At 47.2% G+C, this 14,629-nt stretch carries 11 protein-coding genes and 2 riboswitches; of the genes, 5 read left to right on the top strand and 6 right to left on the bottom strand.

Going from position 1 to position 14,629, the window contains the following annotated elements:
* Positions 1–7 precede the first annotated feature (7 nt).
* The 5 genes from dapB to lysA all read right to left on the bottom strand — a co-directional run bounded on the left by dapB (position 8) and on the right by lysA (position 5,262).
* The gene (gene dapB, locus GB992_RS07615) at positions 8–796 is read right to left on the bottom strand and encodes a 4-hydroxy-tetrahydrodipicolinate reductase (protein ID WP_161001902.1); all 789 of its coding nucleotides are present in this window, start codon (positions 794–796) and stop codon (positions 8–10) included.
* Between the two features lie 3 nt (positions 797–799).
* Positions 800–1,714 (bottom strand): 4-hydroxy-tetrahydrodipicolinate synthase, encoded by a 915-nt coding sequence (gene dapA / locus GB992_RS07610; protein ID WP_161001901.1) that lies wholly within the window; start codon positions 1,712–1,714, stop codon positions 800–802.
* Between the two features lie 92 nt (positions 1,715–1,806).
* Positions 1,807–2,955 carry an N-acetyldiaminopimelate deacetylase gene (locus GB992_RS07605; protein ID WP_161001900.1) on the bottom strand — a complete coding sequence of 383 codons (1,149 nt, stop codon included), beginning with the start codon at positions 2,953–2,955 and terminating at the stop codon, positions 1,807–1,809.
* 30 nt (positions 2,956–2,985) lie between these two features.
* Positions 2,986–3,699: a 2,3,4,5-tetrahydropyridine-2,6-dicarboxylate N-acetyltransferase gene (gene dapD / locus GB992_RS07600; RefSeq protein ID WP_087051863.1), complete on the bottom strand. Its 714-nt coding sequence runs from the start codon at positions 3,697–3,699 to the stop codon at positions 2,986–2,988.
* A gap of 231 nt (positions 3,700–3,930) precedes the next feature.
* A complete protein-coding gene (gene lysA / locus GB992_RS07595; protein ID WP_161001899.1) occupies positions 3,931–5,262 on the bottom strand; it encodes a diaminopimelate decarboxylase in 1,332 nt (443 codons plus the stop codon).
* Positions 5,263–5,624: 362 nt separating this feature from the next.
* A riboswitch (Lysine riboswitch) is annotated at positions 5,625–5,802 on the bottom strand.
* A 147-nt stretch (positions 5,803–5,949) separates the two neighbouring features.
* Positions 5,950–6,133: riboswitch (Lysine riboswitch) on the top strand.
* Positions 6,134–6,325: 192 nt separating this feature from the next.
* Here lysA and GB992_RS07590 point away from each other — a divergent pair.
* A complete protein-coding gene (locus GB992_RS07590) occupies positions 6,326–7,735 on the top strand; it encodes an aspartate kinase (protein ID WP_161001898.1) in 1,410 nt (469 codons plus the stop codon).
* Positions 7,728–8,759, top strand: coding sequence for a diaminopimelate epimerase (gene dapF / locus GB992_RS07585; RefSeq protein ID WP_161001897.1), 1,032 nt, complete (start codon positions 7,728–7,730; stop codon positions 8,757–8,759). Before GB992_RS07590 ends, dapF begins: the two co-directional genes overlap by 8 nt.
* A gap of 71 nt (positions 8,760–8,830) precedes the next feature.
* Here dapF and cls read toward each other — a convergent pair whose 3' ends face one another.
* The gene (cls, locus tag GB992_RS07580; RefSeq protein ID WP_161001896.1) at positions 8,831–10,276 is read right to left on the bottom strand and encodes a cardiolipin synthase; all 1,446 of its coding nucleotides are present in this window, start codon (positions 10,274–10,276) and stop codon (positions 8,831–8,833) included.
* 167 nt (positions 10,277–10,443) lie between these two features.
* Between cls and GB992_RS07575 the strand changes: the two genes are divergently transcribed.
* The 3 genes from GB992_RS07575 (at position 10,444) to GB992_RS07565 (ending at position 14,620) form a co-directional block, all read left to right on the top strand.
* A complete protein-coding gene (locus tag GB992_RS07575; protein WP_017260849.1) occupies positions 10,444–10,593 on the top strand; it encodes a hypothetical protein in 150 nt (49 codons plus the stop codon).
* 539 nt (positions 10,594–11,132) lie between these two features.
* Complete coding sequence (locus GB992_RS07570; protein WP_161001895.1) at positions 11,133–12,851, top strand: ABC transporter ATP-binding protein; 1,719 nt, start codon at positions 11,133–11,135, stop codon at positions 12,849–12,851.
* Complete coding sequence (locus tag GB992_RS07565; protein ID WP_161001894.1) at positions 12,851–14,620, top strand: ABC transporter ATP-binding protein; 1,770 nt, start codon at positions 12,851–12,853, stop codon at positions 14,618–14,620. The genes GB992_RS07570 and GB992_RS07565 overlap by 1 nt, the downstream gene beginning before the upstream one ends.
* Positions 14,621–14,629 lie beyond the last annotated feature (9 nt).

Below are 14,629 nucleotides of genomic sequence, written 5' to 3'. Positions count from 1 at the left end.
TACGACGCTAATCTAAAACCTGTTCCAAACCAACCTTTAATTCTGTTAATGTTGTCACTTTGCTCAATGCTAGCTTGACGCCAACCATAAATGACTCACGATCATACGTGTCCTGCCGAATCGTCAGCGCTTCGCCCGTTCCGCCAAACAACACTTGTTCATGTGCTAGATAACCAGGCAACCGGACTGCATGAATCGGAACGTTGTCGACAATTCCGCCACGCACGCCATCCACGCTGCTTTCAGTATGATCGGGATCTGGCTGTTGTTGCCGACCAGCGGCGATTGCATGGGCAGTAGCAACGGCCGTACCAGATGGTGCATCCCGTTTATCGGCATGGTGCATTTCAATAATCTCCGCGTTCGGAAAATACTTAGCCGCCTGTTTAGCAAACTGAGTTAGTAACACCACTGACAATCCAAAGTTGGGAACGATCAACCCACCTAAATGAGCTGAGGCAGCCAATGCTTGTAATGATTTTATTTGTACTGTCGTTAAGCCACTCGTGCCAACCAATGGGACTAACCCGTGTTGCAGGGCCACTTCAACGTTGTGTTCAACTACAGTGGGCGTTGTAAAGTCTAACCAAACGTCCGCCTCAGGCAACTCGTCTTCCGTAGTGGCAACGACAACTTGGCTTGGCAAATGTGTGTCATTCCCGTCCGTTAGTGCAGCATGAGGATCAAACACACCAGTCAATTCAAACCGCTCATCGTTTAAAATTGCCTGGCAGCTAGCAGTCCCCATACTGCCACGAAAGCCAGCGACAATAACACGAATCTTTGACTCACTCATTTTCTATACCGCCTCCGTGTTTTCTGCCAACGGAATATCGCTTAGTTGGTGAACGCCTAAGCGTTGTGCCAAAATGGTTTGCTCAGTGTCATTCAGAGGAACGATTGGCAAACGTGGGTTACCAACCGGTAGTCCCTGAGCATTTAAAACGGCCTTGACTGGTGATGGTGATGGATACATGAATAACGCAGCCATCTTTGGCATCAAGTCACGTTGAATCTGACCGGCACGTGTAACATTACCTTGTTCTAGTGCGTCGTATTCCTGTCGCATAGCTGGACCATATACGTGACTGGCAACGGAAATAACGCCAGTTCCACCCAGTGCCTTCACTAATAACGCTTGGGCATCTTCGCCACTGTAAACAGCAAAACCTGTCGGCGCATCATTAATTAACGCCGCCAAATCTGCATCACTACCACACTGTTTAACACCACTGATGTTCGGCACTTGTGCAAGTTGGAGAATCGTTTCGTTCGTCATGTTGACACCAGTTCGGCCAGGAATGTTGTAAATGACGATCGGCTTAGTAGCAGTTTGAGCAACCGCTGTAAAATGAGCAATCATCCCCCGTTGATTAGGTTTGTTGTAATAAGGGACAACGACCAACGTCGCATCAATCCCGTCAATCGCATCGACTTCCTGATTTAGGGCAATTGTCGCAGCTGTATTATTGCTGCCTGTCCCAGCGATAACGACACCACGACCGGCCACAATCTGTTCAAAACGGGTATAGAGTTCAATCTTTTCTTCGTGCGTTAGCGTTGGTGTCTCACCCGTCGTCCCACCGATGACAAACCCGCGTGAACCAGTTTCAATGAGCATATTTGTTAATCGCGTTAATGCCTCGAAATCAATATGATCATCTTCGGTAAATGGTGTGATGATCGCTGTTAATAAATCATTTTGTTCAAACATTTTAAATTCCTCCCTATTGGTGAGAACTATTCGGAAAACCACCGAATCATTTGTTTTGCTTCTTATTGCTCGGATTCAACCGAAGTCGAGCATCACTCTCTTGTCATCCGATCCTCCAAAAACTCGGTAATGGCGGTGACACCCTTGCTAATAGCGGACTCGTCCGGCGTCATTTTGGCAGAGTGCAACGGTGCGTGACCGTCCACCCCTAACCAAAACATCGTGCCAGGAAATTGATGCAGCATATATCCGAAGTCCTCGCCGGTCATGGCCGGTGCCGTTTCAACAAAGTCCACATCGGGTGCACTTTTCATAAATTGAATGAACGGGATCGTCAATTGGGGATCATTTTCTACCGGCAAGTAACCGCCCTGATTCAGTTCAACATTGACTTCACACTCGAAACTCGTAGCAATACCATTGGCGATTGCCTGTAACCGCTGATCAATGTGTTCAATCATCGCTTGCGTTAGTCCGCGAATGGTCCCTTCTAGCCTGGCACGGCCAGCAATGACGTTACGGATACTACCGGCATTCAGTTTGCCAAACGTCACCACGCCGCCTTCTATTGGGTCAACGCTTCTAGAGACAACGGTCTGGGCTTGCATGATAAAGCTAGCGCAGGCAACTACCATATCATTAGCCAAATGCGGATAAGCCGCATGCCCACCCTTGCCAATAAAGTCCACGTTAATTTCAGTCGTGCCGGCAAATAACGTGCCATTGCGACATCCAATCACGCCTGCAGGCAACTCTGGATTGACGTGCAACCCATAAAACTCATCTGGTCGCCATTCGCCAGTAAAGGCGCCAGCTTCAACGGCCAACTTGCCGCCGTTGTCGTTTTCTTCAGCCGGTTGAAAGAAAAACAATAAGTCATCTTTTGGCTGATGATTCGCAAAGTAATTGAGCACCCCTAGGGCCACCGTCATATGAATATCATGCCCGCAAGCATGCATCCTACCGGGATTTGTCGACGCATATGGCAATCCAGTCGCTTCTGTAACTGGCAAGGCATCAATATCAGTGCGGTATCCAATACACCGTTGCGGCTTACTTCCTTGAACTTTAACCATCAAGGCCGTTGGCAAACTTGGGATGTGATGCGTGGTCAACCATTGTTGAGGCATCGCTTCAATAACTTGCCGCAGATATGCAGCTGTTTGAGTTTCACGAAGTGCCAACTCTGGAATTTGGTGCAAGTGACGGCGAATATGAATTAAATCTAACGTTTCAGACATGCAGTACCAGCTTTCTTTCAGTCAAACGTGCTAGAGCTTTCGTAACGAATCTTGCAGTTTCGTTTTAGCCTGCGTTTTTGCATCGTTTACTTTAATCACCTTAGCTGGAACACCGGCAACAACGGTATTGGCTGGCACATCCTCAGTTACCACGGCGCCAGCACCGACCACCGCGTGTTCACCGACATGAACACCCTCAATAACCACTGCATTAGCTCCAATCAACACATCATCATCGATGCGCACGGGTTCTGCAGAAGCCGGTTCGATTACACCAGCTAGGACCGCGCCGGCACCGATATGACAATGTTTGCCAACGATTGCCCGGCCACCAAGTACGGCACCCATATCAATCATGGAATCAGCGCCAATCTCAGCGCCGATGTTGATCAGTGCACCCATCATAATGACAGCGTGATCACCAACCACTACTTGATCACGAATGATGGCACCTGGTTCGATGCGGGCATTAACTTCACGCGCATCTAATAACGGAACAGCTGAATTAGTAGCATTGGTTTCCACATGCGTTTGCACAATCACATCTTGGTGTGATTCAAGAAATGGTTTCACTACCGGCCAACTCCCAAACAACGTCCCCGTGTGATCTTCCATAAACGCTTCAATGCCATCTGGAATCGTCAGTTGACGTAAGTGATCGCCACTAACAGTGACCTTAACCGGCGTTTGTTTCTTAGCAGTCGCTATCGTATGAATAATCTGTGTCGCATCTAATTCTGCCATTTGAATCCTCCTTAATGATTGCGTTACCGAGCTTCGGCGGCACTCTTTTAAACGTGCACCTGTCCGCTCAAGGCCCTGTGCACAACCCAAAGCTGTCACCTTTACGTTGTTGCTCGAGCCTTACCGAGCTTCGGCGGCACTCTTCCTAAACGTGCACCTGTTGCCCAGAAGCCTGCGCATAACCCGAAAGTCGTTTCATCCGGCAGCCCACCGAATGCTACGCCTTCCACGTTATTGCTCAACTTCTCCCAGGGCTTCGGTGCCACTCTTCTTAAAATCCTCATCTAATGCGAGCATGTCGCGGATGGTTTCACGCCGGACGACGATACTGGCTTGTTTGTGATCGATAAAAATGACGGCTGGACGTGGATTGCGGTTGTAATTGCTGGCCATCGAATAACCGTAGGCACCGGTAGCTAAGAGGGCAATCACATCGCCCGTTTTCGTAACCGGCAACGTCGCTTCTTTTACTAGAATGTCGCCGGACTCACAATATTTACCGACAATATGGATGGTTTCTTTAGATGAATCTTCCACATGATTGGCTAATACTGGTTCGTACTCAGCCTGATACAGCGCTGGTCGAATGTTATCCCCCATGCCGCCGTCAACAGCCACGTAAGGCAATAAGCTGGGGACGCGTTTGTTTGCGCCAGCCCGATATAAATTGATTCCTGCCGGGCCAACCAACGACCGGCCAGGTTCAATCCAAATATCCGGCATTTCTAAGTGATGATTACCTAACCTGGCTTCAATCGTCGTTAACACGGTGTCAAGCTGGGCCTCCGGTGATTGTGGATCGTCACCTTCTACATATTTAATGCCGAACCCACCGCCTAGATTTAGCACTTGGGCCGAATAGCCAAACGCCTCATGCCAATGGGTCAACAGTTCAATCAATTTCTCGGCTGCCATTACAAAGCCGGTACTCTCAAAAATTTGTGATCCAATATGTGCATGAACGCCACGAACATTTAGATGATCATCCGCTAAAGCCTCTTTCAGTGCCTGATCCGCTTGACCAGAACCGATGTCGAAACCAAACTTACTATCGACCTGACCCGTTTGAATGTACTGATGCGTATGAGCACTAACGCCGGGGGTCACCCGAATTTGAATCGCAATGGTTTCGTCCCGTTCCTTTAGCAAACGTTGTAACAAATGAAGTTCAACGAAATTGTCAACAATGATCGTGCCAAGGTGATGATCCAATGCCATTGTTAGTTCATCCACAGACTTATTATTCCCATGAAAACTCAGTCGAGATGCAGGAAAATCGGCCGCAAACGCGGTTGCCATTTCTCCTGCCGATACAACGTCTGCATGTACGCCAAGTGGCGCCAACAGCTGATAGATTCCCTTCACGCAGAAGGCCTTCGACGCGTAACTCACGACGCCATCAATTCGGTGGTTAGCGAACGTCTGTTGAAAGGCCTTCACCTGACGAACGATATCCTGCGTATCGTAAGCAACCAGCGGTGTGCCAAACTGCTCAGCCAGTTTGACAGTGTCCATGCCGCCGATCATTAAATGATTTGTCGTTGACTCAACTGTTGTTGTCATTTTTTTGCTCCTTTTAGTTTTTAGAAGTTATGTGTCTGTCCAAATGGTTATGCGCTTTGCCTATACGACGATCATTTTTGCAAGGTGAACTGAAGGGCGTCAACATTGATACCGAGTCCTGAAAGTGATGTTAATTTGAGCGGTTTCCTCAAATTTACAACACGGACGGTCGAAGAGACCCGGGTTCCCACGGGGCTATTCGGCGAGGTGAAAGACTCCGAACTTGAGAAGCTCGAACCGGTCCCAGGTCGAGTGTGTCAATGTTGACAACCGAAAGCACAGAAACATAGCACGAAAAAAGGGGCTCATTTGCATAGGTGCGTACGCAAAAGAGTCCCGAAAATAAATTCATTTCGTTTCTGAATGTCGTAAGCGCCCCGCGATGAATTTTTCATCACGACAGTTTGCTGATTATTCATCAACATCCCAGCCAAAGCGATGGTCAATCGTCCAGCTTCGGCAACCGCCCCTTTCATCAGTTTCTATGTCGTGACCCGACTCCGCTGATTACTCTTGTTGGTTGCAACCTCTTTTCACATTTAATTTTAATGAGCATATCGCTCTTTTCATTACCCGTCAAGTCCCCATTTAAATTTTATGTTCCCAAGTAAAGCGCTGTACCAACGCGTTTACATTTATTTTCATTTAGCTATTGTAATTGAAAACTAATTCGCTATAATTGCCAGTAATCATAGAAGAGGTTGCGAAGATTAAAAGTAACTAAGAGGAAATCGACGAGGTTAACGACGCTTAGTGAAAGGATGATTCGCCGAAACTTTGACTGACTCGTCTCAGTTAGGGTTGGGACTCGGGTTAACAGCCCAAGGACTGTCGCAACTAACAAAAAAGTTGCGGGGCGCTATCTACGACCATACATAACCGGTACTATATCGATTACGTTCGATTAGACTAAGCGCACCCAATGACCTCGTTAAACAAAGTCATTGGGTGCGCTTTTTAAATGTAATCGTGGGTGTGAATGATTTCAGTGTCGATTCCCCTTCTAACATCAAAAACAATGGTCTGTTTGGACAAACGACCGTGGTAAGCGAGGTTAGGATCGATGAAAGTAATTAAGTTTGGTGGCAGTTCTTTGGCAGATGCGACGCATTTTAGTGACGTAATGCAGATTTTACGAATGGATAGGCAACGCCGCGTGGTTGTTGTTTCAGCACCCGGCAAACGAAATGAGAACGATGAAAAAGTTACCGATTTACTGATTGACTACGCACGTGCGCATGGTAAAACACAACAGTCGATCGGTCAGCAAATCATCGACAGATATCAAGAAATCGCAACAGCGTTTAATATTTCCGCAGCTCAATTTAAACCATTGGCGGACCAAATTTTGGCCCTACCAACGACATCATTTCGTGGCCCAGCCTTTAGAATGGCTGCGTTTAAGGCCCACGGCGAAAAGTTAAACGCCCAGTTACTGGCGCTGGTGTTAAATACACAAGGATTAAGTGCCCGTTACGTTGACCCACACGAACTCGGCTTAATTGCTACGCAGGAACCAAACAACGCGACCATTTTATCTCAGACATACACACACCTGGCCGTTGCCCGTCAGGAGCTTCTAGCGGAAGACAAACTGTGGGTCGTTCCTGGTTTCTTTGCCTATACAACCGGCGGTCAACTGGTAACCTTTTCCCGTGGTGGCTCAGATATCACAGGTGCCATTCTTGCTCGTGGTTTGCATGCGACTGAATACGAGAACTTTACGGATGTCGACTCCATTTACGCTGCCAATCCTAACGTTGTCGCTAACCCAGCACCAATTACTAAGATGAGCTACGTCGAAATGCGGGAACTTTCATATGCCGGTTTCTCAGTTTTTCACGATGAGGCAATTATTCCAGCCATTGAAGGCCAGGTTCCCATTTGCGTCAAGAATACCAACCATCCTAGTGCGCCAGGAACACTGATTGTACCAACGAATCAATCGCAGCCTAAGCGATTAATTACGGGAGTGGCCAGTTCCAAACGGTTTGCAGCGCTCTACCTGCATCGTTATCTATTGAACCGGGAAGTTGGCTTCACATTAAAGTTGCTCAAAATCCTCTTCCGCTACCACATCAGTTACGAACATATGCCTTCAGGAATTGACGATTTAACGATCATCTTTGATCGCAATCAAATTCCGACGGATGTTCTCCCTCGTTTGCTAGCAGATATCAAAGAAACATTGCAACCCGATCGTCTTCAGTGGATCGATGATTACGCGATTTTGATGGTGGTTGGCGAAGGCATGCGCAATCAGGTCGGCGTCATTGACCGGATCTTGCACCCACTAGCCACTCATCATATCGGTGTTCAAATGATCAACCAGGGGGCGTCACGGATTTCAATCATGATCGGTGTTCGGGAAGCGCAGGCTGATGATGCTGTTCGCCTCATCTACAATGACTTCTTTAACCAACCAGTTAGCTTGCCACTTCGTCAACCAGCACAGGAGGTCACTCATGGTTAATTTAATTCGTGTTCATGGCTCGGAAAATAGTTTTTACCTGCTCGATCAACGGCAACTTAAACATGCCCTCACCACGGCTGAACTCAGTCGTTTGGCAAAACAAGTCAACGACACAGCACCAGCAGGTCTAGGCGAAGTAGATGGTGTCCTGGTCGTCAGTGACAGTCAGCATCCCAACGCAATCGGCCGGATGCAGGTTTTTAACCGCGATGGCAGTCAAGCAAGCATGTGTGGCAATGGCCTACGAACCGTCAGCCGCTATCTTGCAGAACAAACGCACCAAACGGACTTCCAAGTTGAAACAGATGCGGCTGATTTACCAGTTCATCAAGTCACTCCGTTTGCGCCAGATGTGCCTGCATTCAGTGTCAGCATCCAACCCGTCAGTTTCGATGCGACTTCGATTGGCTTACATAAAATCCCGACAACACCACTTTTAAATCAAAACAGCTTGCCGTTTGCAACAAATTCCACTGCAACCTTTTCCGCTGTGGCAGTGCCAAACCCACATTTGATTAGTCTCACAGACCATAACCATCCTAATGCCTTAACAACCGCGTTCCTAGGGCAACTCGGACAACAATTAAACGGTCAAAACCCGTGGTTCCCTGACGGCGTCAATGTCAGCTTTAGTTGGGAAATCAACGACACTACCCTCTTTGTGAGGACGTTTGAACGCGGCGTTGGTTTTACAAACGCCTGTGGTACTGGCATGTCGGCCACATCGCTAATTTGGGTGCTGACTCACGCAGCCGCTCAGTTTGACCAACTCCTGACCATTTATAATCCAGGCGGGATGGTTCAAACGCGTGTCCATCATCAAAACGCCGCGTACACTATCGACCTAATCGGCAACGCGACCTTTACTGATCATTTGCGTTTGAGCGAGGCTGACTTGCACGCTGGGAACCTCGCCAGTGCAGAAGTCGCGGCAACACAAGAAGAGACCGCCTATCATCAATTCGTATCACAGTTACCACATTGGTCATTTGGCGATGTCCGCCCAACTGCAGATGAACACTAAGTTTGCTAAAGAGGGACCGGTTTCGCAGTCTAGCTACGAAACCGGTCCCTTTCTATTGTGATAGTTATTCTCTACAAAATTGGTGACAATAGGCGTGAAAATATTTGTTTGAACTTACGCCAATACGATTGTTGGGCGAACGTCTCGTAAGTCGTCAGCTCACTCACGCGCATATCAGCTTCAAACAACTTAGCCAACTCAGCAGTCACTTTAGGATCATACAGGAATGCATTGACCTCAAAGTTTAGTTTGAAACTACGAAAATCTAAATTTGCCGATCCAACAGATGCGACCCCATCGTCAACGACCATCGTTTTAGAATGGATAAAACCGTTGCGATATTTGAAGATTTTTACCCCGTTACGAGACAACTGCTTCGCGTAATACTCGGTTGCCCGGTACACAAAGGCATGATCCGGCTTGCTTGGAATCATAATGCGGACATCCACGCCACTGCCGGCCGCTACTCGAAGCGCATCAAGGACAGAGTCATCTGGAATTAAGTACGGCGACTGGATCCACAGCCGTTTGCGTGCTGAGTTAATCAATCGTAAGTAGCCCATCTTAATCTGCTCTTTATCAGAATCGGGACCAGATGACACGATCTGCATGTTGGTTTCGCCCTTCACCTTAGTGATATGGAAGAAATCATTGGTAACGTTTAGTGGTTTGGTACGACTGGTAGCATTCCAATCACGGATAAAGCGTGACTGAAGCCCGTAAACGCCAGCCCCAACGATGCGAAGATGCGTATCACGCCAGTAACCAAACTTTTCTTTACGGCCTAAATACTGATCACCGACGTTAAAACCACCGGTATAGCCAATAGCTCCGTCAATCACGACAATTTTACGGTGATCACGGAAGTTCAACCGGAAATCCACTAGCGCACTGCGCGTTTGCAGGAAGGGATATGCTTCCCCACCAGCGGCCCGTAATGGATCATAGAATTTGGGCCGAACACCCATCGAACCCCATGAATCGTACAATACTCGCACAGCCACGCCGGCTTCGGCCTTACGAATCAATAAACGCAACAATTCGTTACCAATGTCATCGTTATAGATCGTGTAAAACTCGATATGGATACTCTGTTTAGCCCGCTCAATGTCTTCAAACATCTGGTGGAACAGCACTTTCCCATCAGAAATGATGTGCACCCGGTTGTTGCGAGTTAAAAAGGCTTGATCCGACTCAATAAACAAATTAACTGTACCCAAAGCAGTGGCGGTTACATCATCCGCGTCATTTCGCTCTGATGATAGCTCCGCTCGCTGGAGCGCTAGCTGCTCATCAAGCTGCAGTTGTTCCTGCTCTTGAATTTGAAATAATCGATTCTTCGGCAATCGCCGACCGACAAAGGCGTAGGCAATGAAACCGATGATTGGCAAGAACACCAGCACCAGTAGCCAGGCCCAGGTCGCTGAAATATCACGCGGTTCACGGAACACGGTAATAAACGCCAACACCGCGTTTACATAGATAATTGTTTCAAAAATAAAATGTGCCCAGTTCATCTGGATTGGTCCTCCAATACGCATAAATGCTAATTTCATCTTACTCATCTTTAGGAAGCAACGCGACCCCTTTTTGTGGAAATTTGCTCACAAACAACTTATTGCTTTCTCATAATTTTTGTAATGCGTATAATAAGTCAAACAAAGTAATTTAGGAGGCAACACACATGTGGTCCATTTCAGGCGTCTTTTTGCCTCACGGGATTGGGTATTTCCGTTTGCTTCGACAGGCTTTGGGGCATGATTCGCGGAGCACCATCATTCTGCTCCTCATCATTGTTATCATTGTCGCCATTTATCTTCATCGGCGACACTAAGCATCTATTCAGTTTTTTCAAGACTGACCGTTACAGCAAACAGGGACGCCGTTTCGTGGGACCGACCCAAGCCCATAAGACGGTCTTAGGTCTCGATTCTGAGCTCATAACCCGACCTCAGAAGTCGCCCTGCAATACTAAGTGGCCCAAGTACGCCCACTAAGTATTGCTACCACGAAACTCTGTCCCTGTTTGCCTCCACTCACATTTCAATAAAAACTCCGAATAGTAATAGTCTGTCACAAACTCAATTGTAAACAGTGTTAGTAAAGCTGTTTTAATGCAAGATGTGAGCGAAAGGGCGTCAACATTGAAACGAAGCAGTGAAAGTGGTGTTAATTCGAATGGGCTTCTCGAATTTACAGCACGGACGGTCGCCAAGACTCGCGGTTCTCAGAGGCTTGGCGGCGAGGTGAAAGACGGTACACTCCCGGCTTGAACCGGTCCCACAGCGAAGTTTCAATGTTGACAACCGATAGCGTAAGCCCGACACTCAAAATCAAATTAGCAATAGTTCATAGAAAGAAGGTTAATTAACTTTGAAAATTATCCGCGCCAACATAAAACCCTTTGCCTGGGGGATCTTCTGGGCCGTTTTTTCGGCGGCCGTAATGGCTGCCGCCAGTTTGTGGCAACCTAAATTGCTGCAAAACGTGATCAATGCCATCATCGCCAACAACAATCATAAAATACTAACGATCGGAATCACATTAATCGTCATCGCGCTCGTTGGTTTGATTGCCGGTGTCTTGAACACTATCTTCTCCGCTAAAGTAGCTATGGGAATGGCCGCATCGATTCGGGAAATGGCCTATCGCAAAATTCAGGCATTTTCTTTTAGCAACATCGAACGTTTTTCAGCCGGCAGTTTAGTTGTTCGGTTAACTAATGACATCAACCAGGTTCAGAACCTGATTATGACGGTCCTTCAAGCGCTGATCCGAGTTCCTATCATGTTTGTCGGTGCGCTGATTCTCGCACTGAACACGCTGCCTCAACTTTGGTGGATTATTGTGATTCAAATCGTGCTTGTTATGCTCGTCGTTCTCAGTACGTTTGGTCGAATGGGACGCCGCTTCGGTTTAATGCAGACCCTGATTGACCGCGTCAACGAACTGGCTAAGGAAAACTTAACTGGAGTCCGCGTAGTTAAGTCATTCAATCAAGAAAATAATGAACAAAAGCGATTCAATACTGTCTCTGACAAACTGAATGACCAAAATATTGGCGTCGGTATTCTCTTTTCATTAATGATTCCCGCCTTTATGTTGATTGGGAACATGGCAGTGGTTGCCGCCATCTACTTCACTGGCGACATTGCCCAAACACACCCCGGTGCTGTTGCCGCCATTGCGTCATTTATTAATTATCTCATGCAAATCATGTTTGCCATTATTAATGGTGGTATGATGCTCACCTTCTCTGCTCGTGCAATGGTGTCCTTAAACCGGTTAAACGAAATCATGAACACTGAGCCGAACATCGTTTACAAGAAGGATGTGCCGGAGCAAGACTTAACCGGATCTGTTAAATTCGATCACGTCTCCTTCACTTATGATGGTGATGACCAACCAACCCTGTCAGATATTTCCTTCGACGTTAAACCCGGCGAAATGATCGGCATTGTTGGTGCTACTGGGGCTGGCAAATCCACTCTAGCTCAGCTTATTCCCCGTTTGTTTGACCCGCAAAGCGGTACGGTTAGTGTTGGCGGCGTTAACTTGAAAGATGTCAACGAACGTTCACTACGTAAAACAGTCGCCTTTGTACTGCAACGGGCCATCCTATTTTCCGGTACCGTTGCGCATAACCTTCAGCAAGGTCTCAAAAATGCTTCAATTGCTGATATGGACCGAGCCAGCAAGATTTCGCAGGCGGCTGAGTTCATTGACCGTTTGCCAAATCGCTATGATGCTAATATCGAGGAACGTTCCAGCAACTTTTCTGGTGGGCAAAAGCAACGATTATCCATTACGCGAGGCGTGATTGGCCGGCCAAAGATTTTGATTCTGGATGACTCTACTTCTGCGCTAGATGCCGAGTCAGAAAAGCTAGTTCAGGAAGCTTTGAACCATGAACTAAAAGGCACAACGACGTTTGTCATTGCAGAAAAAATTTCATCCGTAATCAACGCCAATCGCATTTTAGTCCTCGATAACGGCAAACTCGTTGGTGAAGGTACTCATCAAGAACTGGTTGCTAATAATCACTTCTATCAAGAAATTTACGAGACACAAAAGGGAAAGGGGGAAGCCTAATGTCAGACGTTGGTCGCTCCATGCGTTTCTTCTATCATTATCTGAAACGTTATAAGATTAGTTTTACGATTGTTATTATTGCTATCATCGTCTCTACCTACTTCCAGGTTAAGGCCCCCATTTACCTGGGCAAGGCCGTTACTTCCCTGGCTAAGTATGTATTCGGGCTAATGCACGGCGTCAGCAATAAAGGCGAGTTCGTTCATTTCGTGTGGTTACTGGGTCTGTTCTATTTCATCGGTATCCTGGGAACATTCGTCATGAACATCGCAATTACTTACATTACAGGTTACTCAACGAACTGCATGCGTCGTGGTTTGTTTGGCAAACTGCAACGGATGACGATCCGATTCTTTGACTCCCATCAAGATGGTGATATTCTTAGCCGTTTCACCAGTGATTTGGATAATATCTCCAATGCCCTCAATGAGGCGTTAGGTGAAATCATGGCAAACGTCGCCTTGATGATTGGCATTTTGATCATTATGTTCCAGCAGAACGCGCAAATGGCATGGGTCACCATCGCCTCAGCTCCTGTTGCTATCATCCTGGCTACCTTTCTAATCAACCGTACCCGCAAGTATACCGATATTCAGCAAGATGAGGTCGGTAAACTGAATGGGTATATCAATGAGCAAATTGCCGGTCAAAAAGTCAACATTACCAACGGTCTGCAGCAGGAGTCCATCGACGGTTTCCTGCCTCACAACGAAAACGTTCGTAAGGCCACAACACGGGCGCAAACGTACTCCGGGATGCTCTTCCCACTGATGCAAGGCATGTCATTAGTCAACACGGCGATTGTTATCTTCGCTGGTAGCTGGATGGCGATGAATTCTGGGATGAGCCGCGCCGCTGCCCTTGGTTTGGTCGTTGTCTTCGTCCAATATTCGCAACAATTCTATCAACCAATCACCCAAATTTCGACACTCTATAGCATGTTCCAATTGGCTGTTACTGGTGCCCGACGTTTGAATCAGATGTTTGATGAACCCGAGGAAATCAGACCAGAAAAAGGCGCAATTATTCCTGCCGGCTCCACCAGCGCTGCGTTAAACGATGTACATTTCAGTTATGATAAAGGTCGTGAAATTCTACACGGCGTTTCCATTGACGTTGAACCAGGTAAAATGGTCGCTCTAGTCGGACCCACTGGTTCAGGGAAAACAACGGTTATGAACCTGCTAAATCGGTTCTATGACGTCGATTCAGGGACTGTTTCCATTGATAATAAGGACGTACGTCAGGTCGACATGACAAACCTGCGTGACCACGTTGGGATCGTCTTACAGGATAGTGTACTCTTCTCCGGCACCATTGCCTTTAACATCAAATATGGGAAGCCTGATGCCACCGATGAAGAAATGATTGCGGCGGCTAAGCAAGCCAATATTCACGACTTCATCATGTCGCTAGACGATGGCTACGATACCAAAGTCACGGACGAAAATTCCGTCTTCTCGACAGGGCAAAAACAATTGCTCAGTATCGCTCGGACAATCCTCACTAACCCATCATTATTGATTCTTGACGAAGCAACCTCAAACGTTGATACCGTCACTGAAGCGCGCATTCAAAAAGCGATGGATGCTGTGGTTCAGGGCCGAACCAGCTTTGTCATCGCTCACCGATTGAAGACCATTCTTAACGCCGATAAGATTGTTGTGTTGAAAGATGGTAATGTGATTGAGCAAGGAACACATCAGCAGTTGCTCGATGAACATGGATTCTATTCGGAACTGTACCATAATCAGTTTGTGTTTGAATAAGCTATTTAG

This window comes from Furfurilactobacillus milii, assembly GCF_009863985.1.
Lineage (GTDB): Bacteria > Bacillota > Bacilli > Lactobacillales > Lactobacillaceae > Furfurilactobacillus > Furfurilactobacillus milii_A.
The sequence above is the reverse complement of the archived record's forward strand: the minus strand, read 5'-3'. Positions and strand labels throughout refer to the sequence as shown.

Bases quoted from the DNA above. Each gene is read 5' to 3' on its own strand.
- GB992_RS07575 (WP_017260849.1), top strand. From the start codon at position 10,444: ATGTGGTCCATTTCAGGCGTCTTTTTGCCTCACGGGATTGGGTATTTC.
- dapA (WP_161001901.1), bottom strand. From the start codon at position 1,714: ATGTTTGAACAAAATGATTTATTAACAGCGATCATCACACCATTTACC.
- dapB (WP_161001902.1), bottom strand. From the start codon at position 796: ATGAGTGAGTCAAAGATTCGTGTTATTGTCGCTGGCTTTCGTGGCAGT.
- dapD (WP_087051863.1), bottom strand. From the start codon at position 3,699: ATGGCAGAATTAGATGCGACACAGATTATTCATACGATAGCGACTGCT.
- GB992_RS07565 (WP_161001894.1), top strand. From the start codon at position 12,851: ATGTCAGACGTTGGTCGCTCCATGCGTTTCTTCTATCATTATCTGAAA.
- lysA (WP_161001899.1), bottom strand. From the start codon at position 5,262: ATGACAACAACAGTTGAGTCAACGACAAATCATTTAATGATCGGCGGC.
- dapF (WP_161001897.1), top strand. From the start codon at position 7,728: ATGGTTAATTTAATTCGTGTTCATGGCTCGGAAAATAGTTTTTACCTG.
- cls (WP_161001896.1), bottom strand. From the start codon at position 10,276: ATGAACTGGGCACATTTTATTTTTGAAACAATTATCTATGTAAACGCG.
- GB992_RS07605 (WP_161001900.1), bottom strand. From the start codon at position 2,955: ATGTCTGAAACGTTAGATTTAATTCATATTCGCCGTCACTTGCACCAA.
- GB992_RS07590 (WP_161001898.1), top strand. From the start codon at position 6,326: ATGAAAGTAATTAAGTTTGGTGGCAGTTCTTTGGCAGATGCGACGCAT.